General features: G+C 69.4%; 23 protein-coding genes and 6 tRNA genes. 13 read left to right on the top strand and 16 right to left on the bottom strand.

The features are described 5' to 3' along the window. Positions 1–18 precede the first annotated feature (18 nt). Genes purS through purL form a run of 3 tightly spaced genes read left to right on the top strand, consistent with a single transcriptional unit; the run spans position 19 to position 3193 of the window. Positions 19–273, top strand: a complete 255-nt coding sequence (gene purS, locus ACGFNI_RS15350) for a phosphoribosylformylglycinamidine synthase subunit PurS (protein ID WP_393683999.1) — start codon at positions 19–21, stop codon at positions 271–273. Next, complete coding sequence (purQ, locus tag ACGFNI_RS15345) at positions 267–947, top strand: phosphoribosylformylglycinamidine synthase subunit PurQ (RefSeq protein ID WP_227049535.1); 681 nt, start codon at positions 267–269, stop codon at positions 945–947. The genes purS and purQ overlap by 7 nt, the downstream gene beginning before the upstream one ends. Next, positions 944–3193, top strand: coding sequence for a phosphoribosylformylglycinamidine synthase subunit PurL (purL, locus tag ACGFNI_RS15340; RefSeq protein ID WP_393683997.1), 2250 nt, complete (start codon positions 944–946; stop codon positions 3191–3193). The genes purQ and purL overlap by 4 nt, the downstream gene beginning before the upstream one ends. Positions 3194–3315: 122 nt before the next feature. Here purL and ACGFNI_RS15335 read toward each other — a convergent pair whose 3' ends face one another. After that, positions 3316–3999, bottom strand: coding sequence for a DUF4232 domain-containing protein (locus ACGFNI_RS15335; protein ID WP_393683995.1), 684 nt, complete (start codon positions 3997–3999; stop codon positions 3316–3318). A 203-nt stretch (positions 4000–4202) separates the two neighbouring features. Here ACGFNI_RS15335 and ACGFNI_RS15330 point away from each other — a divergent pair, with 203 nt between their 5' ends. From ACGFNI_RS15330 to ACGFNI_RS15320, 3 genes are read left to right on the top strand one after another with little or no spacing between them, the layout of a single operon-like run. Further along, positions 4203–4721, top strand: a complete 519-nt coding sequence (locus tag ACGFNI_RS15330; RefSeq protein WP_393683993.1) for an ArsR/SmtB family transcription factor — start codon at positions 4203–4205, stop codon at positions 4719–4721. A 31-nt stretch (positions 4722–4752) separates the two neighbouring features. Continuing rightward, complete coding sequence (locus ACGFNI_RS15325; protein ID WP_393683991.1) at positions 4753–5595, top strand: peptidoglycan DD-metalloendopeptidase family protein; 843 nt, start codon at positions 4753–4755, stop codon at positions 5593–5595. Positions 5596–5653: 58 nt separating this feature from the next. Further along, on the top strand, positions 5654–6469 hold the full coding sequence (locus ACGFNI_RS15320) for a sterol carrier family protein (RefSeq protein WP_393683989.1): 816 nt from the start codon (positions 5654–5656) through the stop codon (positions 6467–6469). 28 nt (positions 6470–6497) lie between these two features. On the opposite strand, the gene ACGFNI_RS15315 is transcribed toward ACGFNI_RS15320, so the two are convergent. Continuing rightward, complete coding sequence (locus ACGFNI_RS15315) at positions 6498–8015, bottom strand: sulfatase (RefSeq protein ID WP_393683987.1); 1518 nt, start codon at positions 8013–8015, stop codon at positions 6498–6500. Positions 8016–8262: 247 nt separating this feature from the next. Beyond that, positions 8263–8388 (bottom strand): putative leader peptide, encoded by a 126-nt coding sequence (locus ACGFNI_RS15310; protein WP_393683985.1) that lies wholly within the window; start codon positions 8386–8388, stop codon positions 8263–8265. Positions 8389–8515: 127 nt separating this feature from the next. Between ACGFNI_RS15310 and purF the strand changes: the two genes are divergently transcribed. Next, entirely contained in the window at positions 8516–10075 is a 1560-nt protein-coding gene (gene purF, locus ACGFNI_RS15305) for an amidophosphoribosyltransferase (RefSeq protein WP_393683983.1), read from the top strand. Positions 10076–10107: 32 nt separating this feature from the next. Further along, positions 10108–11202: a phosphoribosylformylglycinamidine cyclo-ligase gene (purM, locus tag ACGFNI_RS15300; protein ID WP_393683981.1), complete on the top strand. Its 1095-nt coding sequence runs from the start codon at positions 10108–10110 to the stop codon at positions 11200–11202. A 150-nt stretch (positions 11203–11352) separates the two neighbouring features. Here the strand turns inward: purM and ACGFNI_RS15295 are convergent, their stop codons facing one another. After that, complete coding sequence (locus ACGFNI_RS15295; protein WP_393683979.1) at positions 11353–11598, bottom strand: DUF3073 domain-containing protein; 246 nt, start codon at positions 11596–11598, stop codon at positions 11353–11355. Positions 11599–11922: 324 nt separating this feature from the next. Continuing rightward, positions 11923–13041, bottom strand: a complete 1119-nt coding sequence (locus ACGFNI_RS15290) for a Leu/Phe/Val dehydrogenase (RefSeq protein ID WP_393683977.1) — start codon at positions 13039–13041, stop codon at positions 11923–11925. A gap of 204 nt (positions 13042–13245) precedes the next feature. Between ACGFNI_RS15290 and ACGFNI_RS15285 the strand changes: the two genes are divergently transcribed. Next, entirely contained in the window at positions 13246–14085 is an 840-nt protein-coding gene (locus ACGFNI_RS15285; protein ID WP_393683975.1) for a hypothetical protein, read from the top strand. Between the two features lie 524 nt (positions 14086–14609). Next, positions 14610–14816 carry a developmental transcriptional regulator BldC gene (gene bldC / locus ACGFNI_RS15280; protein WP_003949541.1) on the top strand — a complete coding sequence of 69 codons (207 nt, stop codon included), beginning with the start codon at positions 14610–14612 and terminating at the stop codon, positions 14814–14816. A gap of 529 nt (positions 14817–15345) precedes the next feature. Here bldC and ACGFNI_RS15275 read toward each other — a convergent pair. From ACGFNI_RS15275 to hrpA, 3 genes are all read right to left on the bottom strand, one after another. After that, entirely contained in the window at positions 15346–15579 is a 234-nt protein-coding gene (locus ACGFNI_RS15275; protein ID WP_393683973.1) for a DUF6274 family protein, read from the bottom strand. A 161-nt stretch (positions 15580–15740) separates the two neighbouring features. Beyond that, positions 15741–15815 (bottom strand) — tRNA-Asp (locus ACGFNI_RS15270). Positions 15816–15943: 128 nt separating this feature from the next. Then, positions 15944–19990: an ATP-dependent RNA helicase HrpA gene (gene hrpA / locus ACGFNI_RS15265; protein ID WP_393683971.1), complete on the bottom strand. Its 4047-nt coding sequence runs from the start codon at positions 19988–19990 to the stop codon at positions 15944–15946. Positions 19991–20148: 158 nt separating this feature from the next. Between hrpA and ACGFNI_RS15260 the strand changes: the two genes are divergently transcribed. Continuing rightward, positions 20149–21243, top strand: a complete 1095-nt coding sequence (locus ACGFNI_RS15260) for an ABC transporter permease (protein ID WP_393683969.1) — start codon at positions 20149–20151, stop codon at positions 21241–21243. 107 nt (positions 21244–21350) lie between these two features. Here ACGFNI_RS15260 and ACGFNI_RS15255 read toward each other — a convergent pair. The 4 genes from ACGFNI_RS15255 to ACGFNI_RS15240 form a co-directional block, all read right to left on the bottom strand. Then, a tRNA-Phe gene (locus ACGFNI_RS15255) sits at positions 21351–21424 on the bottom strand. A 4-nt stretch (positions 21425–21428) separates the two neighbouring features. Then, positions 21429–21503: transfer RNA gene (locus tag ACGFNI_RS15250), tRNA-Asp, on the bottom strand. A gap of 696 nt (positions 21504–22199) precedes the next feature. Then, entirely contained in the window at positions 22200–24305 is a 2106-nt protein-coding gene (locus ACGFNI_RS15245; protein ID WP_393683967.1) for a DNA methyltransferase, read from the bottom strand. Further along, entirely contained in the window at positions 24302–24586 is a 285-nt protein-coding gene (locus ACGFNI_RS15240) for a hypothetical protein (RefSeq protein ID WP_393683965.1), read from the bottom strand. Before ACGFNI_RS15240 ends, ACGFNI_RS15245 begins: the two co-directional genes overlap by 4 nt. Positions 24587–24692: 106 nt before the next feature. Here ACGFNI_RS15240 and ACGFNI_RS15235 point away from each other — a divergent pair, with 106 nt between their 5' ends. After that, positions 24693–25157, top strand: coding sequence for a hypothetical protein (locus ACGFNI_RS15235; RefSeq protein WP_393683963.1), 465 nt, complete (start codon positions 24693–24695; stop codon positions 25155–25157). Positions 25158–25456: 299 nt separating this feature from the next. Here the strand turns inward: ACGFNI_RS15235 and ACGFNI_RS15230 are convergent, their stop codons facing one another. Then, complete coding sequence (locus ACGFNI_RS15230) at positions 25457–25615, bottom strand: hypothetical protein (protein WP_393683961.1); 159 nt, start codon at positions 25613–25615, stop codon at positions 25457–25459. 59 nt (positions 25616–25674) lie between these two features. Between ACGFNI_RS15230 and ACGFNI_RS15225 the strand changes: the two genes are divergently transcribed. After that, a complete protein-coding gene (locus ACGFNI_RS15225) occupies positions 25675–25797 on the top strand; it encodes a hypothetical protein (RefSeq protein WP_393683959.1) in 123 nt (40 codons plus the stop codon). A gap of 217 nt (positions 25798–26014) precedes the next feature. Here ACGFNI_RS15225 and ACGFNI_RS15220 read toward each other — a convergent pair. The 3 genes from ACGFNI_RS15220 to ACGFNI_RS15210 form a co-directional block, all read right to left on the bottom strand. Then, positions 26015–26091 (bottom strand) — tRNA-Phe (locus ACGFNI_RS15220). Positions 26092–26118: 27 nt separating this feature from the next. Beyond that, positions 26119–26193 (bottom strand) — tRNA-Asp (locus ACGFNI_RS15215). 46 nt (positions 26194–26239) lie between these two features. Further along, positions 26240–26312 (bottom strand) — tRNA-Glu (locus ACGFNI_RS15210). Positions 26313–26375: the final 63 nt, after the last annotated feature.

Here is a 26375-nt window from a genome sequence, read left to right as displayed (position 1 = left end):
ACACCACCGGGAGTGCCAGTGGCACGCGTCGTAGTCGACGTCATGCTCAAGCCGGAGATCCTCGACCCGCAGGGGCAGGCGGTGCAGCGCGCACTGCCACGCCTGGGATTCGAGGGGATCGCCGACGTCCGCCAGGGCAAGCGTTTCGAACTTGAGGTGGAGGGACCGGTCGACGACGCCGCCCTCGCCCGTATCCGCGAGATGGCTGAGACCTTCCTCGCCAACACCGTCATCGAAGACTTCACCGTCCGGGTCGACGGGGCCGGATCATGACGCGCATCGGCGTCGTCACGTTCCCCGGCACGCTCGATGACCGTGACACCCAGCGCGCGGTCCGCGTCGCCGGAGCCGAAGCCGTGCCGCTGTGGCACCGCGACAAGGACCTCAAGCAGGTCGACGCCGTGGTGCTGCCCGGCGGATTCTCGTACGGCGACTACCTGCGGGCCGGGGCCATCTCCCGTTTCTCGCCGGTGATGGAGACCGTTATCGAGCAGGCCAGGGGCGGCATGCCGGTGCTGGGTATCTGCAATGGTTTCCAGGTGCTCACCGAGAGCCACCTGCTGCCCGGCGCGATGCTGCGCAACGAGAGCCTGCACTTCGTCTGCCGTGAGCAGAAGCTGCGGGTGGAGAACGCGGGCACGGCCTGGACGGCGGACTACTCCGCGGGCCAGGAGATCCACATTCCCCTGAAGAACATCGACGGCCGCTACACCGCCGACGAGCGCACCCTCGACATGCTGGAGGCCGAGGGCCGGGTCGCGTTCCGCTACCTGGACGTGAACCCCAACGGCTCGCAGCGTGACATCGCCGGCATCACCAACGAGGCCGGCAACGTCGTGGGCCTCATGCCGCACCCCGAGCACGCGGTCGAGCCGCTCATCGGGACCGCGGGCACCGACGGCCTCGGGTTCTTCACCTCGATTCTCAAGAAGTTGGTCGCAGCATGACGCTCGATACGGTCGCGCACGCCGCGAAGACGCCGGACACCGAGCAGCCCTGGGCCGAACTGGGCCTGAAGAAGGACGAGTACGAGCGGGTCCGCGAGATCCTCGGCCGCCGCCCGACCGGCGCCGAGCTGGCCATGTACTCCGTCATGTGGTCCGAGCACTGCTCGTACAAGTCCAGCAAGGTCCACCTCCGCCAGTTCGGCGAGAAGGCGCCCGAGACGGACGCGCTGCTCGTCGGCATCGGCGAGAACGCCGGTGTCGTCGACGTCGGCCAGGGCTACGCCGTCACCTTCAAGGTGGAGTCGCACAACCACCCGTCGTACGTCGAGCCGTACCAGGGCGCCGCGACCGGCGTCGGCGGCATCGTGCGCGACATCATCGCGATGGGCGCCCGCCCGGTCGCGGTCGTCGACCCGCTCAGGTTCGGTGCGGCCGACCACCCCGACACCAAGCGCGTGCTGCCGGGCGTCGTCTCCGGCATCGGCGGCTACGGCAACTGCCTGGGCCTGCCCAACATCGGCGGCGAGGTCGTCTTCGACGCCTGCTACCAGGGCAACCCGCTGGTCAACGCCGGATGCATCGGCGTGATGAAGCACGAGGACATCCACCTCGCCAAGGCGTCGGGCGCCGGCAACAAGGTCATCCTCTACGGCGCCCGCACCGGCGGCGACGGCATCGGCGGCGCCTCCATCCTGGCCTCCGAGACCTTCGACGACGCGAAGCCGTCGAAGCGCCCCGCCGTCCAGGTCGGCGACCCCTTCCAGGAGAAGCTGCTCATCGAGTGCACCCTGGAGGCGTACGCCGAGAAGCTGGTCGTCGGCATCCAGGACTTCGGCGCCGCCGGCCTTTCCTGCGCCACCAGCGAGCTGGCGTCCAACGGCTCCGGCGGCATGACCGTCGTCCTCGACGACGTCCCGCTGCGCGACTCCACCCTCTCGCCCGAGGAAATCCTCATGAGCGAGTCGCAGGAGCGCATGTGCGCGGTGGTCGAGCCGGAGAAGGTCGCCCGCTTCCTGGAGATCTGCGAGAAGTGGGACGTCATCGCGACGGTCGTCGGCGAGGTGACCGACGGCGACCGGCTGGAGATCTTCTGGAAGGGCGAGAAGATCGTCGACGTCGACCCGCGCACGGTCGCCCACGAAGGCCCGGTCTACGAGCGCCCGCTGGCCCGCCCGTCCTGGCAGGACGCGCTCCAGGCCGACGACGCGAACAAGCTGGCCCGCCCGGCGAACGCCGACGAGCTGCGCGCGCAGGTCCTGCGGCTGGTCTCCTCCCCGAACCAGGCGTCCAAGGCGTGGATCACCGACCAGTACGACCGCTTCGTGCAGGGCAACACCGTGCTCGCCCAGCCCGAGGACTCCGGCATGGTGCGCATCGACGAGGAGACCAACCTCGGCGTCGCCCTCGCCACCGACGGCAACGGCCGCTTCGCCAAGCTCGACCCGTACACCGGCGCGCAGCTGGCGCTGGCCGAGGCGTACCGCAACGTGGCGACGTCCGGTGCCAAGCCGCTCGCCGTCTCGGACTGCCTGAACTTCGGCTCGCCCGAGGACCCGGCCGTCATGTGGCAGTTCTCCGAGGCCATCCGCGGTCTTGCGGACGGCTGCCAGCAGCTCGGCACGCCGGTCACCGGCGGCAACGTCTCGCTCTACAACCAGACAGGCGACGTCGCGATCCACCCCACCCCGGTGGTCGCCGTCCTCGGTGTGATCGACGACGTCACCCGCCGCACCCCGGTCGCGTTCGCGGACGAGGGTCACCTCATCTACCTCCTGGGTGACACCGAGGAGGAGCTGGGCGGCTCGGCGTGGTCGCAGGTCGTCCACGACCACCTGGGCGGACTGCCGCCGAAGGTGGACCTGGAGCGCGAGCGGCTGCTCGCCGAGATCCTGATCTCGGCCTCCCGCGACGGCATGGTCGACGCGGCGCACGACCTGTCCGACGGCGGCCTGATCCAGGCGCTGGTCGAGTCCTGCCTCCAGGGCGGCAAGGGCGCGCGGGTGGTCGTGCCGGACGGCGCCGACCCCTTCGTGCTGCTCTTCTCCGAGTCCGCAGGCCGTGCGGTCGTCGCGGTGCCGCGCAGCGAGGAGCTGCGCTTCACGGACATGTGCGGCGCGCGGGGCCTGCCGGCCACCCGCATCGGCGTCATCGACGGCGAAGAGATCGACGTCCAGGGCCAGTTCAGCATCCCGCTGAGCGAGCTGAAGGACGCGCACGAGGCGACGATCCCGAACCTGATCGCCTAGGAACGAAATCCGCCTGGGAACGAAATCGCCCGGGAACGGACACGACGAACGGGCCGGTCGCTGGTGCGACCGGCCCGTTCGCGTGGTGGCGCCGTGGTGGGGGACACGGCGCGGCGGCCGTCCTACTGGAGTGCGGCGGCCTGGTCCGCCTGCCAGTAGCTGACGGTGGTGTCGTCGCTGATGCCGAGGCCGGCGCCACCGGGCGCGTTGACCGTCGCCTGGCCGTCGATCGGGCCCATGTCCTTGCCGCTCAGGCCGACGGTGAGGCTCTTCTCGCGGTGCAGGTTCTTCCCGTCCGGCGGGAGGGCGATGGCGGCGTACGCCGACTTGCCCGGGGACAGGGTCACCACGGCCTGGGGCTTGCTCTCCTCGTTGGCGCCGATGGCCGACTGCGCGCCGGAGTACCCGACGGTCGGGAAACCGTAGAGGTTGCAGCTGCCGCCGGCGGTGTTGGTGGCCTTGAGGAGGGCGGCCGGCAGGGTGCCGCCGGTGCTCACCACCTCGATCTTCATGCCGCTGGTGGAGCAGGTGGCGTCGGCCGCGTTGTCGCCGCCCTTGCCGCCCGATGTGCCGGTCGTGCCGCCGTTGCCGCCGGAGCCGCCGGTCGTGCCCGCGCCGTCCTCCTTCGACGGCGTGCCGGTCCTGCCGCTGTCGCCGCCGGCGTCCGAGCCCTTGTCCGCGGATGAGCTCGCGCTCTTGCCGGCGCTCGGCGCGGCGGCGTCGGTGCCGTCCGGGCCGCAGGCGGCGGTGGCGAACACCGTTGCGCCGGCGACGGCGACAAAGGCGAGGGTGCGACGTATGTGCATGGGGGGATCCCTACTGAGCTCGGTGTGACAACACGCCGCACTATGCCAAGAGTTGAGTGCCTCATCCCCGTGCGCCTCGCCCTGCCCCCGCAGTGATCTGTTTCACAGAAATCGGGCCCGACCTGCGCCGACGCCCGACGAACGACCACCTAACGACACATACCCGCTTGTTCGTTCTTACGTAATTACGTAATCTCATGCCCATGGATCTCGAACAGCGGGTGGCCGCGCTGGAGCGGCGCCTGGCCGCACTGGAGCGGCCCGCCGCCGGTGGCACCGAACCGGCACCCGTCCCCGGAAGCGACCCGGACGAACTGTGGGCGCTGCGTGGCCTCCAGACCCAGCTCGCGGGCCTGGGCGCCGAGAACGGCGGCGTGCTGTACACCGGCGCCGTACGGATCCCGGCTGGGCAGACCTACGAGTGGCAGTACGCGCTCACCACGGACACCGTGCTGGACGGCGACTGGGCGGACGCGGCCGACGTCTTCGCGGCGCTCGGGCAGCCCGTACGGCTGCGGCTGCTGCGCGCGGTGCTCGACGGGCGCGGCACCGCCGCCGAACTCACCGCGCTCGACGGGACGGGCACCACCGGCCAGATCTACCACCACCTGCGGCAGTTGACGGCCGCCGGCTGGCTGCGCACGGCCGCCCGTGGGCGCCACGAAGTGCCGGCCGACCGCGTCGTGCCGCTCCTGGTGATGCTGACCGCCGCCGGGCACTGAGCCCGGCCGACTTCAGGGGGAACAGAACCGGATGACACCCACCACTCTGCGGAAACTCCTTCAGCACACCGCCCGCGCCTGCCTGTTCGCGTTCCTGGCGGTCGTCATCGCGGGCTTCTTCGCCACCGTCCCGTACTGGGTGGGCTGGATACCCCTCGGCCTCTGGATGCTGTGCGTGTTCGGCGGCCACCGCCTGGCGGTGCGCGCCGGGACCGAAGCCGCCGCGGCACCGGAACGCGCGGCGGTGGCGGTCGGCGTGCCGGTCACCGGCCGCTGGACGGCCCTCAACAGCCCGGCGGACAAGGTCCCGAGCCACGGCACCCGGGCGTACGGCCAGACCTACGCCATCGACATCGTGGCCGAGCCGGAGCCGGGCGCCAGGCCCGCCTTCGGCTGGTGGCCCCCGGCCCGCCGCAACGCCGACTTCCCGGCGTTCGGCGCACCGCTGCTCGCCGTCGCCGACGCCACCGTCGTACGCGCCGACGCCCGCCGCCGCGACCACCTCAGCCGTACGTCCTGGCCGGCCCTGGTGTACCTCTTCGTCGTCGAGGGCGTGTTCCGCACGCTCGGCGGCGCGGGCGCCGTCGTCGGCAACCACGTCGTCCTCGATCTGGGCGACGGCACGTACGCGCTCTACGCCCACGTCCGGCGCGGCTCGCTCACCGTCAGGGCGGGCGACCGAGTACGGAGCGGGCAGCCGCTCGGCCAGTGCGGCAACTCCGGCAACAGCACCGAGCCGCACGTCCACTTCCAGCTGATGAGCACCGCCGACCCGGACACCGCCGACGGCATCCCCTTCACCTGGCACGGCATCGGCGTCCCGCACAACGGCGAGACATTCGATGCGGCGCCCGCGGGGATTCCCGGGCGCTGAGCCGGGCCGGGGCGGCGGGGCCGGGCCGTTGTCAGTGGTGCCGCCTACGCTGGTTCCCATGTCGCCCGCCGCCCGCAAAACGCGCACCCGCCGTTACGACCCGGCCAAGACCAGGGCCGCCGTCACGGCGCAGTTCGCGCACGTCCGCGAGGCCGTACGCGGCCTGAGCGCCGAGCAGTTGGCGCTGCCGACCCGGCTCGGCGGGTGGACGGTGCGGGAGCTGGTCGCGCATCTGGCGATGGCGGTCGGGAGCGTGGTGCGGCTCCTGGAGGAACCGGCACCGGCGCGGCAGGAGACGGCGCTGCTGGACTGGCCGTCCGCCACCGCGCCGACGGCATCAGGAATCGACGACGACACCCGCGCCCTGGCCGCGACCGGCGAACCGGACACCCCGCAGGGCCTGGAGGCACTGCTGGCCCGCGCCGCCGACCGGCTCGCCGGGATACTTCCCGAGGCGCCGGACGACCGGCTGGTGGCGAGCCGGGCGGGCGCCATGCGGCTGGACGACTACCTCGTCACCCGCTGCGTGGAGCTGGTCGTGCACACCGACGATCTGGCGGCGGCGACCTGCACCGAGATCCCCTACGACCGCCAGGCGCTGGCCACCGCCACCCGGCTGCTCGCGGACGCGCTGGCGGTCAAGGCGCCCGGCGGCTCGGTCGAGGTCCGGGTGCCGCCGTTCGCGGTGGTGCAGTGCGTGGCGGGCCCCAAGCACACCCGCGGCACCCCGCCGAACGTCGTCGAGACCGACCCGCTGACCTGGCTCCGGCTGGCCACCGGACGGGCGGTGTGGGCCGACGAACTGGCCGCGGCCACCGTCACGGCCAGTGGGGAGCGCGCCGACATCGGTGACCAACTCCCGGTCCTGGCCTGAGAGTTCGGGCGCTGAAGGTCCGGCCGCCTCACTCCTTCGGATAGGCCAGCAGCGTCCCGTCCACCGCCTCCCAGGAGGCCCGCAGCCGCCGCAGGAGCTGTGGTTCGGCAGCCGCCCTGTCGGCCTGTTCGCGCGGATCGTGCACGACGTCGAAGAGCTGGTCCTTCCCGCCCTTGCCCCGGTAGTACTTCCAGTTGCCGCGCCGCAGCGCCCGCTCGCCGCGCACCCGCCAGAACAGATCCCGCTCGGCGATCCGCTCACCGCGCAGCAGGTAGCCGGCCAGGCTCGTCCCGTCCAGCGGGTACCCGCGCTCCGGGCGGGCGCCCGCGAGCTCCAGCAGGGTCGCCGTCCAGTCCGGCGTGAACACCGGCTCGTGGCTCACCTGGCCCGCGTCGATCCCGGCAGGCCAGCGGAGGAGCGTCGGCACCCGGATGCCGCCCTCCTGGAGGGACGCCTTGTTGCCGGTCAGCGGCCAGTTGTACGACCAGCGTTCGCCGCCGTTGTCGCTGGCGAAGAAGACCAGGGTGTCCTCCTCCTGGCCGGAGCGCCGCAGCGCGGCCAGCACCTCACCCACCGACCGGTCCAGGTCCTCGACCATCTCCCGGTACTTCCCCAGGGAACCGCCGTCCCGGTGCTGGAGCGCGCCCGGCTCACCCGCCTTGATCCGCCGGACGATCTCCGCGCTCTCTGCCTCGTCGCCGTCCGCGATCCACGGCCAGTGGGGCGTGGTGAAGTTCAGGTTCAGCAGCCAGGGCGAGCCGGCCGGGCGGCCCCCGGACGCATGGCCGGCCGCCGCGTTCCGCCTCCCCGCGTCCGTCACGAAGCCGACGGCGCGCTCGGTGATGATCCGCGTGTAGTAGCGCAGGTCCTTGTACGTGGCATCGCCCTCGTAGAGGTCGTACTCCCCGGCGAGCCCGAGCTTCGAGTAGTACTCAAGGGCCCCGCCGAGATTCCCGAAGAAGGTGTCCCAGCCCGACTTGGTGGGGCTGCGGTCCGGCAGGTAGCCGCAGTGCCACTTGCCGATCAGCGCCGTCGCGTAGCCCGCGTCCCGCAGCAGGGAGGCGAGCGTGGGGTGCGCGGGGTCGAGCCCCACGGTGCGGTCGGCGATCGGCTCGGCGAGACCGCCCGCGGTGCGCCCGGGGTAGCGGCCCGTGTAGAGGGAGAAGCGGGTGGGGGAGCAGGTCGCGGAGCCCGAGTACGCCTGGGTGAAGCGGACTCCCTGGCGGGCGAGCCGGTCGAGGTGCGGGGTCCGGATGCCGGGCGCGCCGTACGAGGACAGGTCGGCCCAGCCCAGGTCGTCGCCGAGGATGAAGAGGATGTTGGGCCGCCGGCCGTGCCGGCCGGGCGCGGCACGGAATTCCCGCTCCCGGAAGGCGGGCTCCGACGCCGCGGCCCGGGGCGCCCCGGCGAGCGCGGTGAAGGACCCGAGCCCGCCCACGGCGGCTGCGGCCCCCGCACCGGCCAGGCCGCCGAACGCGCGGCGCGAGACCGGCGCGGTCGCGGGGCCGTCGGATATATCGGTCGGGGACGGGTCGGCGGAGGTCATCGAAGGGGCTCCAGGTCATGGCGGGCGGGCCGCGGCGCGGCAGAGCGGCGCGGCGGCAGCGGGCGGGCGGCACGTAGCGCATCTCACACGGGGCGCGCGAGGCGAAGTGCGCCAAGTGCCGCAAAGGGGATGGGCGATGCCGCTCCACGGCACCGGGAAGGCAGCCGGGTCGGCGGGGGAAAGGCCAGCTCACAGGGGGCGGCGCGGTGCACGCGCGCGGGGCCGCGGGCTCCCGCGGCGGCGGTCCCTAGCCGCGGCGACAGAGCGCGCCGGCCAGCCGACCGAGGTCGACGTGGCGGCGCCGCACCAGGGGGCGCGCCGGGTGAAGCACCCGGCGGGAGGCCAGGCGCGCCAAGGGCTGCGGGGTCTGCATGGCGCGAAATCCTGGCCGGGTCGGCGGGGCCGCGTCAAGGACGCTTCATGCCCCGTTCATGCACTCATCCAGATCCCCGCCCATCCCCGGTTCGGATGAATCCGTGTCCTGCCCTAGACTCAATGACGTGCCACGTGGTGACGGACGACTCAGCCACGACCTGCTCCCCGGCGAAAAGGGCCCCCAGGACGCTTGCGGCGTCTTCGGTGTCTGGGCTCCGGGTGAAGAGGTCGCCAAACTCACCTATTTCGGGCTGTACGCGCTGCAGCACCGTGGACAGGAGTCCGCGGGCATCGCAGTGAGCAACGGCTCGCAGATCCTCGTCTTCAAGGACATGGGCCTGGTTTCCCAGGTCTTCGACGAGACTTCGCTCGGCTCCCTCCAGGGCCACATCGCCGTGGGCCATGCCCGCTACTCCACCACCGGTGCCTCGGTGTGGGAGAACGCCCAGCCGACGTTCCGTGCCACCGCGCACGGCTCGATCGCGCTCGGCCACAACGGCAACCTGGTGAACACCGCCGAGCTGGCGGATCTGGTCGCCGCGCTGCCCCGTGAGGGCGGCCGGGCGACCCAGGTCGCGGCCACCAACGACACCGACCTGGTGACGGCCCTGCTGGCCGGCCAGGTGGACGACGACGGCAAGCCGCTGACCGTGGAGGAGGCCGCACCCCGCGTCCTCCCGAAGGTCATGGGCGCCTTCTCGCTCTGCTTCATGGACGAGCACACGCTCTACGCGGCCCGTGACCCGCAGGGCATCCGCCCGCTGGTGCTCGGCCGCCTGGAGCGCGGCTGGGTGGTGGCCTCCGAGACCGCCGCCCTGGACATCTGCGGCGCCAGCTTCATCCGGGAGATCGAACCCGGCGAGATGGTCGCGATCGACGAGAACGGCCTGCGCTCCACGCGCTTCGCCGAGGCCCGCCCCAAGGGCTGCGTCTTCGAGTACGTCTACCTCGCCCGCCCCGACACGGACATCGCAGGCCGCAACGTCTACCTCTCCCGCGTGGAGATGGGCCGCAAGCTGGCCGCCGAGGCGCCGGCCGACGCCGACCTGGTGATAGCGACGCCGGAGTCCGGTACCCCCGCCGCCGTCGGATACGCCGAGGCCAGCGGGATCCCGTACGGCTCCGGTCTGGTCAAGAACTCCTACGTCGGCCGGACGTTCATCCAGCCGTCGCAGACCATCCGCCAGCTCGGTATCCGCCTCAAGCTCAACCCGCTCAAGGAAGTCATCCGCGGCAAGCGCCTGGTGGTCGTCGACGACTCGATCGTCCGCGGCAACACCCAGCGCGCCCTGGTGCGGATGCTGCGCGAGGCCGGCGCCAAGGAGGTCCACATCCGGATCTCCTCCCCGCCGATCAAGTGGCCGTGCTTCTTCGGCATCGACTTCGCCACCCGCGCGGAGCTGATCGCCAACGGTCTGAGCGTGGACGAGATCGGCAAGTCCCTGGGCGCCGACTCCCTCGCCTACATCTCCATCGACGGCATGATCGAGGCCACCACCATCGACAAGCCGAACCTCTGCCGCGCCTGCTTCGACGGCGTGTACCCGATGGAGCTGCCGGACCCCGAGCTGCTGGGCAAGCACCTCCTGGAGTCGGAGACCGCAGGTCAGGCCAAGCCGGACCTGGACGGGGTCGGGACGCTGACGGCCGGTGTCGGTGGCGCCGATGCGCTGCGCCGCCCGTAGCTCGCACACACACGACACGAAAGTTCTGCGCCATGCCTCCTGAGTCATCCGAGCCTGCGCGATCCGCGGGCGCCGGCGCCAGCTACGCGGCAGCGGGCGTCGACATCGAAGCGGGCGACCGCGCCGTCGACCTCATGAAGGAGTGGGTGAAGAAGGCCACCCGCCCCGAGGTCGTCGGCGGGCTCGGCGGCTTCGCCGGCCTCTTCGACGCCTCCGCCCTCAAGCGGTACGAGCGCCCGCTGCTGGCCTCGGCCACCGACGGCGTCGGCACCAAGGTCGACATCGCCCGCAAGATGGGTGTCTACGACAGCATCGGCCACGACCTCGTCGGCATGGTCGTCGACGACCTGGTGGTCTGCGGCGCCGAGCCGCTGTTCATGACCGACTACATCTGCGTCGGCAAGGTCTACCCGGAGCGGGTCGCCGCGATCGTCAAGGGCATCGCCGAGGGCTGCGTGCTGGCCGGCTGCGCGCTGGTCGGCGGCGAGACCGCGGAGCACCCCGGGCTGCTGGGCGCGGACGAGTTCGACGTCGCGGGCGCCGGCACCGGCGTCGTCGAGGCCGACCGGGTGCTCGGCGCGGACCGTATCCGTCCGGGCGACGCGGTGATCGCGATGGCGTCCTCCGGACTTCACTCCAACGGGTACTCGCTGGTCCGCCACGTCCTCTTCGACCGCGCGGGCCTGGCCCTGGACCGGGAGATCCCCGAGTTCGGCAGGACGCTCGGCGAGGAGCTGCTGGAGCCCACCAAGATCTACTCGCTGGACTGCCTGGCGCTCACCCGCACCACCGACGTGCACGCCTTCTCGCACATCACCGGCGGCGGTCTGGCCAACAACCTCGCCCGGGTGATCCCGGACGGGCTGCACGCCACGGTCGACCGTGCCACCTGGACGCCGGGCGCGGTCTTCGACCTGGTCGGCTCGGCCGGTGCGGTCGAGCGCCTGGAACTGGAGAAGACCCTGAACATGGGTGTCGGCATGATCGCCGTCGTCCCCCAGGATTCGGTGGACGTCGCGCTGGCCACCCTGGCCGACCGCGGCGTGGACGCCTGGGTCGGCGGCGAGATCATCGAGCGCGGCGACCTGACCGAAGCGGTGACCCTGACCGGTGACTACGCCGGCTGAGGCGCCCGCTGCCGGGGCAGCACAAAACCCGGTCCGAGGTGAGAACCCCGGACCGGGTATGTGGAGATGCTCTGCGCGCCCTGGTGGAGCGGTGAACAAACCGCAGGACGACCGCGGGTGGCTTCCCGCGGAAGTGGTAGCGGTGCGTCGTCAGGCGCGGCGACGTTGGTGGGACGAGTCGCCCTCGTCCTCATCGTCGTTGTTGTATCGATCCGCGTAGTGTGCGTACGGGTCGTCGTCCTCGTCATCCTCGAACGGTTCCCCGTTCGGAGGCTGCTGGCTCGACGGCGATGCACCCAGCTCGTCGGCCAGTCGTGAGAGATCCGTCCCACCGCTGCTGTACTTCAGCTGGCGGGCGACCTTTGTCTGCTTGGCCTTGGCCCGGCCGCGCCCCATGGGTCGACCCCCTCAATGACGGGGCTCTATGGCCCCAGAGTCTTGACACGCGTTCATGATTCAGAGCGGACTCTCGACGGAGAGACCGGCCCGTAGGGCTTCAACGGTACCTGCTTCCGCGGCCATACGGTACGTCGCCCGCATCACCGGCCGCTCGGCATGACCTGCGAGGCGCCCTTTTCCCGCTGGTCAACTGCGATTTTAACCTGTCCTGTACGGCGACCCGCCGACGGGTGGTGAGGGATGTCTCCCCGACCGCCCGCGGCGGGCCGCGCAAGGCCGGATTTCCGGCCATTCGGAGCGCCTGGAGGCACCCCGGCGACGTCAGGCGCGCCGTGCCTCCGCCATGCGCTGTTCGGCCAGCCGGTCGGCCGCCGCGGCCGGCGGGATCCCGTCCGACTTCGCACGAGCGAATATCGCCAGCGTGGTGTCGAAGATCTTCGCCGCCTTGTCCCGGCAGCGGTCGAAGTCAAAACCGTGCAGCTCGTCGGCCACCTGGATGACGCCGCCCGCGTTCACGACGTAGTCGGGGGCGTAGAGGATGCCGCGGTCGGAGAGGTCCTTCTCGACGCCGGGGTGCGCGAGCTGGTTGTTGGCCGCGCCGCACACCACCTTCGCGGTCAGCGCGGGCACCGACGCGTCGTTCAGCGCGCCGCCCAGGGCACACGGCGCGTAGATCTCCAGACCCTCCGTGCGGATCAGGGCGTCGGTGTCGGCGACGGCCGTGACCTGCGGGTGCGCCCGGCGGATCCGGTCGACCGACTCGGTGCGGACGTCCGTGACGACCACGTCGGCGCCGTCCTGGAGCAGGTGCCCGACGAGGTGGTGGCCCACCTTGCCGACGCCGGCCACGCCGACCTTCCGGCCGCGCAGCGTCGGGTCGCCCCACAGGTGCTGGGCCGATGCCCGCATGCCCTGGAAGACGCCGAAGGCGGTCAGCACCGAGGAGTCGCCCGCGCCGCCGTTCTCCGGCGAGCGCCCGGTGGTCCACTTGTTGGTCCTGGCGACGATGTCCATGTCCGCGACGTACGTACCGACATCGCACGCGGTGACGTACCGGCCGCCGAGCGAGGCCACCGCGCGTCCGTAGGCGAGCAGCAGCTCTTCGGTCTTGATCACGTCGGGGTCGCCGATGATCACGGCCTTGCCGCCGCCGTGGTCGAGACCGGCGAGCGCGTTCTTGTAGGACATCCCGCGCGAGAGGTTGAGGGCGTCCAGCACCGCCTCCTCCTCGGAGGCGTAGGCGTGGAAGCGGGTGCCGCCGAGGGCCGGGCCCAGGGCGGTGTTGTGGACGGCGATCACGGCCTTGAGGCCGCTGGCGCGGTCCTGGCAGAGAACGACCTGTTCATGGCCGCCCTGCTCCGATCGGAACAGGGTGTGCAGCACGCCGCCGTCGACGCTGACGGCGGAAGGACGTACGTCGGTCACGGTGGTGACTCCCATAGGTCGCGGAGGACGCCCTCCTGCGGGTGGGGAGGGCCGGTCGGGAAGAGCGTAAGACCTCCGCGGCCCGATGATCGGCCGGGTACCGGGGATCACCCACTCGCGGGGGACGGACGTGCGACGATTTGCCGTATCCCGGGCCGGGCGGGGGAGGACACACCCCCGGCAAATCCCGGTGGCGGACTTCCCTTTGAAGGAGCGTGCGTGGCCTTGGCGTCGTCGGTGACGGTCCCGTATGCGGCATACCTACGGGTCTACGAGCCGCTGGCAGCATTCCCGGAGCCGGAGCGCTCCCACTGGGCGCGGTACGCGAAGCGCGACGACACCCCGACGGCGCAGGACGAGCAGCGCAGAGCGCTCGCCGACCTGCTGCCCACGCCCCCGGTGCCGGTCCCGGTGCACGAGAGCGCGGACGCGTTCGTCGCGGTCGTCGACGAGGTGCCCTGCATCTGCCCGTGGCGCACCCGGCTGCGCGGCTGGCAGGCGCTGGAGGAGCTGCCCGAGCTGCTGCCCGCACCGGTGCTGGACGCCGCGCTGCCCCCGGTGGTGCGCCGGCAGGCGGCCACGGACTACGAGGAGTGGCAGGAGCGCAACCCGGACGCCAGGCCCTGGATCCGCGGGGCGACCTGGCATGTTCCGGTCCGCTGGTTCGTCCTCTTCGACGATGCGGAGCGGGAGTACGAAAGGGAGGGGAAGGACGGGCCGCTGCTGCGCTACCGGACGCCGATGGTGCAGGCGCGGCGCCGGGTCGCGCGCGGGCTGCGGACGCTGCGGGACACGATGGAGGAGGGGCCGCTGATCGACGGCCTGGTGGACGTGGGGCGCTGGCTTGAGGAATTCCACCCGCGCTCGCTGGTGGAGCTGGATTACGGCGGTCTTGTGCACGCGGTGCCCGATGCGCAGCTCGCCGGTGACCGTTCGGCTGCGGAAGTGGCGGAAGGGCTCGCGGCGTTGCGTGAGGGCGACGGCGAGCGGGCCGGCGCCGCGTACGAGAAGCTGTCGGACCGGTGGCGGTCGGTGCGCGAGCTCCAGTTCTCCAGCTGAGTGCTCGCCTTCGGGGCGCGGCGCCGCCGGAACTGCGAGATGATCTTGGAACGCGCTCGTCCCGTAGGCTTTCCCCCTCAGGACGTAGGTCCTGATCCGGGCTATTCCCCCAACAGTGACCTAAAGCACTGACTTCGGGCCTTGCGCGCAAGCTATGTCCTCGTGCCAAAATAGGACAAGGAGCCTTACATGGGCTCCTTCCGTCTAACTATGGGCGGGTAGATCGGTATTGCGCTCCTTGAGGGGTCTAGTGACGCCTGATCACTTTGTGACTGATCGTCACGGTGGCGTGACTGTCCGCTATGGCATGGTCCATCGGCTTCCGCCGAGGTTGAACACCTGAGAGGGCAATTCCATCGGTTTGGCCGACGTGGCTGGACAGATGGTGTAGTTGTAGTGCCGAGGACAAGCCGTTCGTCCTATAACCGACTCGGCCCGCGTCCGCCATTTCGGGCAACGCGGGTCAAGGTGCAGAATTTAGAGGAAAGAACCGTGATGGTTCGGTTCTCCCGAGGAGGCCGCTCATGACCGCTCGCACCCCTGACGCCGAGCCGCTGCTTACCCCCGCTGAGGTTGCCACGATGTTCCGCGTGGACCCGAAGACGGTGACCCGCTGGGCCAAGGCAGGCAAGCTCACGTCCATCCGTACGCTCGGAGGGCATCGGCGTTACCGCGAGGCTGAGGTCCGCGCACTGCTCGCGGGTATCCCGCAGCAGCGCAGCGAGGCCTGAATAACCGCATAACCGGGCTGTTTTCGGGGCCCCCAACCCGCAGAACGCCCGTGCAGCACCACTGGCTCCACCCGCTTCACCACGCTCCACACAGCTCCATACGACGCGGCGCCCGCCCCAACGGGCCCACACCCGCAGCATCTGGGTACGTCATCGATCGCGCTGGACTCCGCCGGGTCCAGCGCGATCTTTTTTGTGCGCGCGCCACGGGGCCTCCCGGGTGCCCGGAGGCTGCCCGTCACGCCACCGTCGCGGCGGCGTCCACAGGGGGCTTCCGGGGGCCCTCCAGGGGGTCTCCATCACAGACCCGGCGGTCTCGTTTGAGTGCCTCGGGGAGTGGTGCAATTGCACATATTAAATTGACTGGCTGTAGGGCGAGGGTAAGTTCCCCGCTCCGGGAAACTTGTCCGGTGACACCCGTCACACGCCGCAGCGCTTGAAGGTGTCCTTGCCGCTGGGGTAGAGGCGTTCTGGCCGACGCCCTGTCACCAGCCTTCCACCGCACGGCAGATGGGCAAGGCTCCTTTGGTCACCGCTTCGCGGGACTTTCGCCCTCCGCCGCCTGCGGCCCGCAGAGCGCCGGTGGCGCGTCCGGGGCGGGCGAGGGCGCCGCGGCCTCCGAACGGGCCGCATACGGCTCCAGGGCGAGCCGTAACAGCCGGTGGCAGACGGGGCAGTGCCGGGTCAGATGTCGAAAGCCCGTCGCGGCCGACAGATGGGCGCGCAGCAGCGCCCTGGTCTCGTGCCTCTTCGCCGCCCTCATCGCACGCACCTCCCGGCCCCACGCTTCCTCTGTGAGTACCGGCGGCACCGGCCGCCGTCAAGATGCCCGTCAGGGAAGAGGCGGGGGCGCCGGGGAGAAGAACGGTGGCGCGGCACACGCAGAACGGCCCGCATCCTCATCGGATGCGGGCCGTTCAACTGCGGTCCTGACGGGATTTGAACCCGCGGCCTCCACCTTGACAGGGTGGCGAGCACTCCAAACTGCTCCACAGGACCTTGGTGCCGCTCCCGCTTGCGCGGTGCTGCGAAGCAAGACTCTACAGCAGGTCAGGGGGTGCGGTCGAACTCGCTCCCGGGAGGCGCACCTCCCGGGCCGCGCCCCGGCCCTCCGCGGCCCGCCCCGGCTACGGCGCAGCCGCGTCCACGGCCTTCACGATGCGCTTGTCGGACACCGGATACGCGGTCCCCAGCGCATGCGCGAAGTAGCTCACCCGCAGCTCCTCGATCATCCAGCGGATCTCCAGGGCGGCGGCGGGCACCGGCCTCCCCTGGGGGAACTGCTCCAGCAGCCAGGCGTATTCGTCCTGCATCTCCTTCACCTTCGCCATCCGGGCGCGGTCCCGCTCGGCGTTGGTGGGGAGCTGCTGGAGCCGGCGGTCGGCGGCCACCAGATAGCGCATCAGGTCCGGCAGCCGCTTGGCGCCGTGCGCGGTGACGAAGCCCGGCTTGATCAGCGCCGCCAACTGCTCCTTGACGTCCGCGAGCGAGGGCAGCAGCGACGGGAAGGTGGTGTCCTTCAGCCGGCGCTCGCACGCCTGCCAGGCCGCGAGGACCTCCTGGACCTGCCCGATGGTCTGCATCGTGGCGTCCACCAGATCGGCCCTGACCCCGTCGAACAGCTTCCGGAACGACTCCTCGTCCCAGGCAGGGCCGCCGCGGGCCGCCATCAGCCGGTCGGCGGCAGCGGTCACGCAGTCGTCGAAGAGCGCCGGGATCGAGCCGTGCGGATTGCGGGACAGTGCGAGCTTCTGCTGGTTGCTGAGCTTGCTCTGCGCGAACTTGGCGGGGTTGGAGGGGATGTTGAGCAGGATGAGGCGGCGGGTGCCGGCCCACATCGCCGTCCGCTGCTCGGCCTCCGTGTCGAAGAGCCGTACGGCGACGCTGTTGCCCTCGTCGACCAGCGCCGGGTACGCCTTCAGCGGCTGGCCGGCCCGGCGAGTTTCGAAGGTGCGCGGCAGTGTGCCGATCGTCCAGGAGGTCAGGCCGGTGCGCTGTTCCAGGCCGGCCAGCGCCTGGCCCTCGCCCTTGCCGCCCTTGCCGTCCTTGGCGGGGCGCTCGGCGGCCTGCTCGAATGCCTTGGAGATGGCCGCCCTGGTCTTCGGCTTGAGCTGGAGCCGCAGGGCTTCGAGGTCCTTGGCCTCGGCGAGCTTGCGACGCCGCTCGTCGACCACCCGGAACGTGATCTTCAGGTGGTCGGGCACCTTGGCGGTGTCGAAGTCGGCGGCCGTCACCGGTACGCCCACCATCCGCTGGAGGCCCGCCGCCAGGGAGGTGGTCAGCGCGCCCTGGAGCGGCACCGTGGAGTCCAGGAAGCGGGCGGCGAAGTTCGGCGCGGGGACGTAGTTGCGGCGGATCGGCTTGGGCAGCGACCGGATCAGCTCGGTCACCAACTGCTCGCGCAGGCCCGGGATCTGCCAGTCGAAGCCCTCGGACGCCACCTGGTTGAGCACCTGGAGCGGTACGTGGACGGTCACGCCGTCCGCGTCGGCACCCGGCTCGAACTGGTAGGTGACCTTGAACTTCAGCTTTCCCTGCCGCCAGGAATCCGGGTAGTCGTCCTTGGTGACGCTCTCCGCGGATTCGTTGATGAGCATCGAATGCTCGAAGTTGAGGAGATCGGGCTCCTCCTGCCGCTTCTTCTTCCACCAGGTGTCGAAATGCGCGCCGGACACGATGTCGGCCGGAATGCGCTGGTCGTAGAAGTCGAAGAGAGTCTCGTCGTCGACGAGAATGTCGCGGCGCCTGGCGCGGTGCTCCAACTCCTCGACCTCGCCGAGGAGTTTGCGGTTGTCGTGGAAGAACTGGTGATGCGTACGCCAGTCGCCCTCGACCAGGGCATTGCGGATGAACAGGTCGCGGGAGACCTCGGGATCGATGCGCCCGTAGGTGATCTTGCGTTGCGCGACGATCGGGACGCCGTAGAGCGTCACCCGCTCGTACGCCATCACCGCGGCCATCTTCTGTTCCCAGTGCGGCTCGCTGTACGTCCGCTTCACCAGGTGCTGGGCCAGCGGTTCGACCCACTCCGGCTCGATCTTGGCGTTCACCCGCGCCCACAGCCGGGACGTCTCGACCAGTTCTGCCGACATGATCCAGCGGGGGGTCTTCTTGAACAGCGCCGAGCCGGGGAAGACCGCGAACTTGGCGCTGCGGGCGCCCAGATATTCGTTCTTCGCCTCGGTGTCCTTCAAGCCGATATGCGAAAGCAAACCGGAGAGCAGCGAGGTGTGAATATGGTCGGGCGCCGCGTCCTGCTCACTCAGATGAACGCCCATCGTCTTGGCGACCGAGCGCAACTGGGAGTAGATGTCCTGCCATTCACGTATCCGCAGATAGTTCAGGAACTCATTGCGGCACATGCGGCGGAAAGCGGACGAGGACAGCGCCTTCTGCTGCTCCCGCACATAGCGCCACATATTCAGGAACGCCAGGAAGTCGCTGGTCTCGTCCTTGAATCGGGCGTGCTGCTGGTCGGCCTGCTGCTGCTTGTCCGAAGGGCGCTCGCGCGGGTCCTGGATGGACAGTGCGGCGGCGATCACCATGACCTCGCGGACACAGTTGTTGCGGTCCGCCTCCAGCACCATGCGGGCCAGGCGCGGGTCGACCGGCAGCTGGGAGAGCTTGCGGCCCAGCGGGGTCAGCTGCTGGCCTGCCTGCTGGCTCCTGCCGCCCTTCGGGCCGCCGGCCAGCGCACCCAGCTCGTGCAGCAGATCGATGCCGTCCTTGATGTTGCGGCGGTCCGGCGGGTCGATGAACGGGAACTTCTCGATGTCGCCGAGGCCGGCCGCGGTCATCTGGAGGATGACGGATGCCAGGTTCGTCCGCAGGATCTCGGCGTCGGTGAACTCCGGGCGGCTGAGGAAGTCGTCCTCGGAGTAGAGCCGGATGCAGATGCCGTCGCTGGTACGGCCGCAGCGGCCCTTGCGCTGGTTGGCGCTGGCCTGCGACACCGGCTCGATCGGCAGCCGCTGCACCTTGGTGCGGAAGCTGTAGCGGGAGATCCTGGCCATGCCGGGGTCGATGACGTACCGGATGCCGGGGACGGTCAGCGAGGTCTCGGCGACGTTCGTGGCCAGCACGATGCGGCGTCCGGTGTGGCGCTGGAAGACGCGGTGCTGCTCGGCGTGCGACAGCCGTGCGTACAGCGGCAGCACCTCGGTGGCGCGGAGGTTCTTCTTGATCAGCGCGTCCGCGGTGTCCCGGATCTCGCGCTCGCCGGAGAGGAAGACCAGGATGTCGCCAGGGCCCTCGGCCTGGAGTTCGTCCACCGCGTCACAGATCGCGGTGATCTGGTCACGGTCCCCCTCCTGGCCGCCCTCCTCCAGAAGCGGCCGGTAGCGGACCTCCACGGGATACGTACGCCCGGAGACCTCGACGATCGGCGCGGACTTCTCTTCGGCGGCGTCCACCGTCGCGAACGCGCCGAAGTGCCGTGCGAAGCGCTCCGGGTCGATCGTCGCCGACGTGATGACGACCTTCAGGTCGGGCCGCCTGGGCAGCAGCTGCGCCAGGTAGCCGAGGATGAAGTCGATGTTGAGGCTGCGCTCGTGTGCCTCGTCGATGATGATCGTGTCGTACTGGCGCAGCTCGCGGTCCGTCTGGATCTCGGCGAGCAGGATGCCGTCCGTCATCAGCTTGACGAGGGTGTCGGCACCGACCTGGTCGGTGAAGCGGACCTTCCAGCCGACCGCATCGCCGAGCGGCGTCCGCAGCTCCTCGGCGACCCGCTCGGCGACCGTACGGGCCGCGATCCGGCGCGGCTGGGTGTGCCCGATCAGGCCGCGGATGCCGCGGCCGAGCTCCAGGCAGATCTTGGGGATCTGGGTGGTCTTGCCCGAGCCGGTCTCGCCCGCGACGATCACGACCTGGTGGTCCCTGATCGCCTCCAGGATCTCGTCCTTCTTCTGGCTGACCGGCAGCTGCTCGGGGTAGCTGATCGCGGGCACCGCGGCGCGCCGCTGCGCGACCCGCAGCTCCGCCTCCGCCATGCCTTCGGCGATCTCGGCGAGTACCGCCGCGCGGGCTTCGGGCTTACGGATCCGGCGTGCGCCGTCGAGCCGACGCCCCAGCCGCTGCTGATCGCGCAGCATCAGCTCGGGCAGTCGCTCCAGCAGGGCGGGAAGGGCCGGCGATGCGCCGGCGGGCGGGGCGGAGGCAGGCTGACTGGACATACGACCCCCAGGATCTCACCTCGGCGATTCGGCTGGCGAACGATTTGCCGGGACGCGGACGGAAGGCGGCCCGCGAGTGGCCCGCCACCGGGCCGTTCGGCACCGCACTGCGGAGACCTGCACGGGTATGTCTGTCATGGGTGCTTTAGCGTGTTCGTATGGATGATCAACACGGCGCATCCGGCGCGCACGGTGCCCACGGCCGGGCCCGTACCGGTGCGGAGAAATGGGCGGCCTTCAAGAAGTCACCGTTCTTCCCCGCCTGTGTGCTGGTCTTCATCCTCGCGGCGGCGGCCGGGCTGTTCGCCGGTTCGTACACGTACACCATGGCCAACCCGACCCCGCGGCACGTGCCGACGGCCGTGGTCGGCGCCGAGAAGGCTCCGGACGGCACGCCGAGCCGCGAGAAGGTGTTCGCCGACGGGATGGAGAAGGCGCTCAACGCCTCGCTGCGGCTGATCCCCTACGACACCTACCCGCAGGCCAGGAAGGCCGTCGAGGAGCAGCAGGTGTTCGCGATCCTGAGCCCGCACGGCAAGGGCGTGGAGCTGGATGTGGCGGGCGCGTCGGGCGCGTCGGTAGCGCAGCTGCTGACCACGGCGGCTCCGCAGGTCGGCAAGGCGGTCGGGGTGCAGGTCCGGGTCCAGGACATCCGGCCGTTGCAGCAGGGCGACCCGCGTGGCCTGGCCCTCTTCTACATCTCCCTCGCCGCGGTGATCATCGGCTTCGTCGGCGCGATCCAGCTCAGCGTGCACGCCCGCTCGCTCAACCCGGCCGAGCGGATCGCGTTCACCGTCGTCTACGCCCTGCTCGGCGGCTTCGCCATCGCCGCGGTGGTGGACTGGTGGCTGGGCGCGCTGGACCTGCCGTTCATGGAGTCCTGGCTGATCCTGGCGCTGACGATGTTCACGTCCGGCATGGTCTTCTCGATGTTCAACACCCTGATGGGCCGCTGGGCGATGATCCCCACCTGGGGCCTGATGGTGCTCCTGGGCAACCCGTCGTCGGGTGGCGCGGTCTCCTGGCCGCTGCTGCCCTCGCTCCTCGGCCACATCGGCCGCTGGCTGCCGCCGGGCGCCTCGGTCAACGCCCAGCACACCGCGGTCTACTTCGGCGGCTCCCAGCACCTTTTCCCGTTCCTGGTGCTGGCCGGCTGGGCGGTGCTGTCCTGCGCGGTCTTCTGGTTCTGGCGGCACCGCCATCCGGGGGGCCGCGAGACGCACGCCGCTCCCGCGCACGCGGCGCAGGAATGAGCCGGACGGGCGCCGGCGCGGATGCGCGGGCGCCCGCCCCGGCGTCCGTGTCGGAGCACACGAACACGGCCCCGATCCACTGGATCGGGGCCTTCTCCCAAAGGGTGTGGCTGGGGCCGGGGTCGAACCGGCGACCTATCGCTTTTCAGGCGATCGCTCGTACCAACTGAGCTACCCAGCCGCAGCGGTCCTGACGGGATTTGAACCCGCGGCCTCCACCTTGACAGGGTGGCGAGCACTCCAAACTGCTCCACAGGACCTTGCATTGTGCGAAACGGCGTAAACAGTCTCGCACACGGTAATGCGTGCCCCCAACGGGATTCGAACCCGAAATCGTTACCTTCCTGACCTGCGGAAACGCCAGAGAATCGGACAAACGCGCCTGTTTGATTCCTCCTGGGTCCTGCTCGATCCTCCTCGATCCGGGCCCTGTGCTGACACGTCAGCACAGGGAGGTCAGTCATTGCGATCGGGAATCTGGGCTTGCTGGGAGTGGTCGAAGACCACCCTGATTCCGGGAGTCCTGCGCCGACTCCATGGTGCCTGCTGAAGCAAATCATGCTGATGGCGCCAGGGGCGCTTGCAACCGCGTCAGCACGCCACGCACGTCGTCGTTCCCGGGCAGGAGGAGAGAGGGGGGGAGTGTCCATGCGTGGCGCCGGCCTTCCCTCTGGCTTGGTCCTCAACCTGCGCGGTGCGGGGCAGGGGGTCATCACAGACTTAGTGGGACGGATGGCTTTCGTGTCCCCAGTCGTCAAGGTCACGAGGCTGGATCCGAGAACGACGCATTTCAGTGACGGTAGTGATCACTTGCGCACGCCTGTGATGCGTGGTGTGGCCTATCCTCCCTCCGCCTTGCAGCTGCGCGCACCTGCCACGGCGCCCAGCACCGCCCTCACGGGCGGCGCGACGCTACCTGCGAAACACGCCCCAGCTTCTCGACGTTGTTGCTCGTGTCAGACGGGAATCGCAGCAGATTGCTTCGGGACGACCGGTGCGTCGACTGTCTCTGAAGCCAGCGCGTCCACCTGAGCGATGACCGCATCGTTCAAGTCGATGCCCGCTGACGATAGGTAAGCCAACAGGGAGCCGCGAACGACGGACCGCACGTCTCCTACCCCCACATCCACACCAGCCTCCAGCAGAGCGCTCAGCTCTTTCTGTGCGGTTGCCAGAGCTTCTTCGAGTGAGCCGTTCGGGTTGGTTGCGCCGTCGGCTGCCCGACGACAGACAACCACGCTGTCCAGGTTCGACGGCTCTCGGGCGCCAGCCTTGACGATGCTCGTCGACATTTCCCCCTTGACTGGCTGGACGGCAGTGATCACGAAGCCGGCGCGGCGAAGTGACTCGACCGCCTGTACCCACCCGCTGATGCGGGCCTGATGGAACGTGAAGGCGAGGAGGCCACCCGGCTTCAGGACCCGTGCGCACTCGCTCCAGACGGCTTCGATGGCTTTGCCGAACTCCACCGGATCTGCGTGTTGAACTTCTCCGGTTCGCCGTGTTGTCGCCGTCGCTGCATATGCCTCGTACGGTCGCATTCCGCGAAGCCAGGCGTGGAAGAAGTCAGCGAGCTCCGCGTAGTGAACGTTGTCCATATAGGGCGGGTCCGTGACGACTAGATCGATAGACTCATTGGGAAGATCGGTCTCCGCCGAGTTCCGCGTGGCGACGTAGGCGGTTTGGCCCTGGGCGGTCTCGAACGATGCCCATGAGTCGACAACGGTCGCAACCAGCGGCTTAGCGAGCCCGGTGACACGTTCGACTCCGTCGCCTTCGTAGACGAGATCGGCGGGCTTCACCTTGTATTCATGCGCACGATGCAGCCGACTCTTGTAGAGAGTCGAAAAGGACCCCGATGACTGGGGCGTCCCCCACGGATGAGCTTCGAGGGGCGTACGCTCCGGCTTGAGGACGTGGTGGCTGAACATGTGCCGGACAGCGCCTGTCCCCTCGCCCTTGAAGGACGTGAAGAGGTTGTTGAACTCAAGGGTGCCCGAGAAGAGTGCCGCGAGCGCTTCACGCTCTGCGGAGGGCCCGGGCGAGTCCCGGATCGCGGTCGCGATCAGCGAGAGCGAGACCAGTTGGCGTGCGTTGAAGAAGTCGCGCCACTTGCGGAAGTTCCACTTCAGTGCCTGGTCGGTGTTGTTGCCTCTGGCGAGCTCACCCTGCGGCAGGACCACGGAGTCGGGCAGAGCGGCTAGCCGCTCTACGCACTGTGCGTAGAGGTCGCGATCCCAGTCAGTGATGCTCTCGTAGACCTTTGAGCCGTCCGGGTTCGCGACCATCTTGGCGTACATCTCGAACTCGGCCCTATTGCCGCCGAGAGCAGTCAAGATTTTGAAGGTGTGGCCCTGCTGACAAGTCGCCATCTGACCACGGACTGCTCCGCGCTGGCTGATCTCGTGGCCGTTGGGGCACGTTTCGGAGTCGAAATCGTGTCGGCTCTGTTTGACAGCCAGGCACTTAGGGCAGACGACCTGTGCCTTTGGCACTCGCTTGGGATAAGCGTTCTTAGAGAAAACCGGAGAGTCGAACAGCCGGACTTTGTCGGAGCAACTGGGGCACTGGACGGTCGCGACCCAGAAGTAGTACAGGACGCTCCGGCCATCTTCGGCTCGGTGGAAGCGGTCAATCTCCTCGCGGCAGGCAGACTCGACGGCCTCGTAGACAGCCGCCAGACGCTCCATGTTCCAGGGCTGCATTGCCTGGCGCTGGACCAGGGTTGCCACGGGGTTGATATCGAAGCAGACGGCTCGGGCTCCGAGCTTGAGCGCTTCGACACCAGTGACACCGGAGCCAGAGAAGGGATCGAGTACGACGGCACCCTTCAGATCCAATGGGGATGCGTATGCCGCGGCGCTATCGGCGTCCTCGGGTGTTGCAGCCGAGGCGAGAATCCCACGGAAGACAGTGCCGAGGCGCTTAGCCCACCACTTGTGTGTACTGGTCGCAGGGCGGTGGACCTCCTTGCGCCAGGACTCCTTCGTGCCAACGGCACTGAGCATCGCGGCGGGGAAGGCTGACTCCAGGCCCGTCCGTGCAGGCACCACGGGCGTCATGAGCGAGGCTCTTTCAGCGTGACCGTCTTGGTGTCACCCGCTCCACGCGATCGGTAGGCACGGAACTGGTGCACGGTACCGGCGTTCGGGTTCGGCTCCTTGTGCGTGACCATCTCGTTGGTCTGCATGTTGAACTCGTAGGACACGAGCACATCGTCGACCTCGACCCGGTCCAGCTCGCCCACCTGGACGAGCTCGCTTGACTGTACCTGGTAGTCGGCGGGTGCGATGAGTGTGGCCAGGCCGGCCGTTCCCGTGGCCAGTGCGAACGGCGTCGGCACGACGTACATCTTCCGGTCGCGGACCAGTATGTCGCCGTAGGAGCCGAAGCCGCGGAACGATTTGTTCTTGTGGACATATGTCGGTGTCGGCGTTCAGGAAGCTGCCGTGGCAGACCACGAGATCGACGACGGGGTACTCGTCAACGCCGCGCTCGGCCTTGGGGTAACGTCCGAAGACGTAGAAGACCTCGCGGCCGTTGTGGTTCCCCGTGGGTACCTGGGAGTTGGAGTCGTAGTCAGCCTCTCGGCCGGGGAACTCCAAACCCTTGACCTCGTAGCCCTCCGGGTGGTTGACGAGCCGGAAGTCCGGATACGTGTTCCTGCCCGGTTCGTCGTAGGCGAGGCGGCACGCCTCGATGCGCTCCCCAACCCAGTTCTGGAAGTGGTATTCCTTGTCGCTCGCCGACACTCGCTGGATCAGGTCGCCGTCCGCCCGAGCGCGTTCACATTCCAGAAATACCTGCTCGACCGCGCCCACCTGCTGCCCTCCGTTTGTTCGGTTCGTCCGACCGCACCGCCGGGAGTGGGGCGCGTTTCTTTCGGGGGGAGGCATCGTATCGGGAAGCGGTGACATTGCCTGATAGACGTGTTGGCAGCGTCGGTCACGCAGTGAGCGCCACCGCTCAGAATGACGATGCGGGGACCGATCGCTTCCAGGCCATACGGGTAGTCGCACGCCCCGGCCACACCCTCGGGACTGTCCAGGGGCGATTCCACCTCGTACCGCTCCGTGCCGTGGACGGTCGCGGTGACCCAGGTGCCACCGACCTCGACGCCGGACGCCGCGTCGAGATCCACATGACCCTCCGCTTGTGCCGGCCCCGAGTTTTAGACCCGCAGGCCAGCCACTCGCCAGTGTGTGTGGCCAACCTACAAAGAGGTCATCGTCCGCGTCCTAGGCCCCAGGATGGAATCGGTCATCACCGCGGCACCGAGCAGCTTCCAGTTGTCGGACGGCCGGATCGACATGGACAAGCTGCTGCGCTCCTTCGCCGAGCTCTGGCGGGAGAACGGCGAGATCCTGGCCACGAGCTCGACCTCCCTTGAGACGGCGGCACAGCTGGACGACTACCTGGACCGCATGGAGCTTGTCCACGGGCACCCTGGTCGTCTTCGACACTCGCCCCCAGGCTGCCCCGGTCCACGAGCGCACCGCCTTCTCGCAGCAGACCACCCCGTCCGGGCGCACGGTCACTCTGATGCGCGCCTGACGGCCGGGCGACTCCCGTGACCACGCTCACGGAGCAGCACGGGTTCCGTGCGGGAGCCGGATGGGCTTGGCAGCCAGGAACCACGCGGTGTGGTGCTGACACGTCAGCATCTTGTCAGCACATGAAACCCTGGAGCCGACTGCTGCCGGGGGTGTGCCTTTGCTACGGCACGCAACAAAACATCCCGGACGACATGCCGTCCGGGATGTTTTCACTCTGGTGGCTGGGGCCGGGGTCGAACCGGCGACCTATCGCTTTTCAGGCGATCGCTCGTACCAACTGAGCTACCCAGCCACGCAGATCACCGAGATGATCTGCAAGCGGTCCTGACGGGATTTGAACCCGCGGCCTCCACCTTGACAGGGTGGCGAGCACTCCAAACTGCTCCACAGGACCTTGCATTGTGCGAAACGGCGTAAACAGTCTCGCACACGGTAATGCGTGCCCCCAACGGGATTCGAACCCGTGCTACCGCCTTGAAAGGGCGGCGTCCTGGGCCACTAGACGATGAGGGCTGATGGCCCGCCTTGGCGTCGTTACCGGCGCCGTCGGGGACGTGAGAAGCATATGGGATGGGA

It is taken from the genome of Streptomyces sp. NPDC048644 (assembly GCF_043199105.1).
In the GTDB taxonomy this organism is placed as follows: domain Bacteria; phylum Actinomycetota; class Actinomycetes; order Streptomycetales; family Streptomycetaceae; genus Streptomyces.
This window is presented reverse-complemented; position numbering and strand designations above follow the sequence as displayed.

What these genes read in the sequence shown, in the direction of transcription:
- purL (WP_393683997.1), top strand. Translation starts at nt 944, where the DNA reads ATGACGCTCGATACGGTCGCGCACGCCGCGAAGACGCCGGACACCGAG.
- ACGFNI_RS15335 (WP_393683995.1), bottom strand. Translation starts at nt 3,999, where the DNA reads ATGCACATACGTCGCACCCTCGCCTTTGTCGCCGTCGCCGGCGCAACG.
- ACGFNI_RS15330 (WP_393683993.1), top strand. Translation starts at nt 4,203, where the DNA reads ATGGATCTCGAACAGCGGGTGGCCGCGCTGGAGCGGCGCCTGGCCGCA.
- ACGFNI_RS15325 (WP_393683991.1), top strand. Translation starts at nt 4,753, where the DNA reads ATGACACCCACCACTCTGCGGAAACTCCTTCAGCACACCGCCCGCGCC.
- ACGFNI_RS15320 (WP_393683989.1), top strand. Translation starts at nt 5,654, where the DNA reads ATGTCGCCCGCCGCCCGCAAAACGCGCACCCGCCGTTACGACCCGGCC.
- ACGFNI_RS15315 (WP_393683987.1), bottom strand. Translation starts at nt 8,015, where the DNA reads ATGACCTCCGCCGACCCGTCCCCGACCGATATATCCGACGGCCCCGCG.
- ACGFNI_RS15310 (WP_393683985.1), bottom strand. Translation starts at nt 8,388, where the DNA reads ATGCAGACCCCGCAGCCCTTGGCGCGCCTGGCCTCCCGCCGGGTGCTT.
- purM (WP_393683981.1), top strand. Translation starts at nt 10,108, where the DNA reads ATGCCTCCTGAGTCATCCGAGCCTGCGCGATCCGCGGGCGCCGGCGCC.
- ACGFNI_RS15295 (WP_393683979.1), bottom strand. Translation starts at nt 11,598, where the DNA reads ATGGGGCGCGGCCGGGCCAAGGCCAAGCAGACAAAGGTCGCCCGCCAG.
- ACGFNI_RS15290 (WP_393683977.1), bottom strand. Translation starts at nt 13,041, where the DNA reads ATGGGAGTCACCACCGTGACCGACGTACGTCCTTCCGCCGTCAGCGTC.
- bldC (WP_003949541.1), top strand. Translation starts at nt 14,610, where the DNA reads ATGACCGCTCGCACCCCTGACGCCGAGCCGCTGCTTACCCCCGCTGAG.
- ACGFNI_RS15275 (WP_393683973.1), bottom strand. Translation starts at nt 15,579, where the DNA reads ATGAGGGCGGCGAAGAGGCACGAGACCAGGGCGCTGCTGCGCGCCCAT.
- hrpA (WP_393683971.1), bottom strand. Translation starts at nt 19,990, where the DNA reads ATGTCCAGTCAGCCTGCCTCCGCCCCGCCCGCCGGCGCATCGCCGGCC.
- ACGFNI_RS15260 (WP_393683969.1), top strand. Translation starts at nt 20,149, where the DNA reads ATGGATGATCAACACGGCGCATCCGGCGCGCACGGTGCCCACGGCCGG.
- ACGFNI_RS15245 (WP_393683967.1), bottom strand. Translation starts at nt 24,305, where the DNA reads ATGACGCCCGTGGTGCCTGCACGGACGGGCCTGGAGTCAGCCTTCCCC.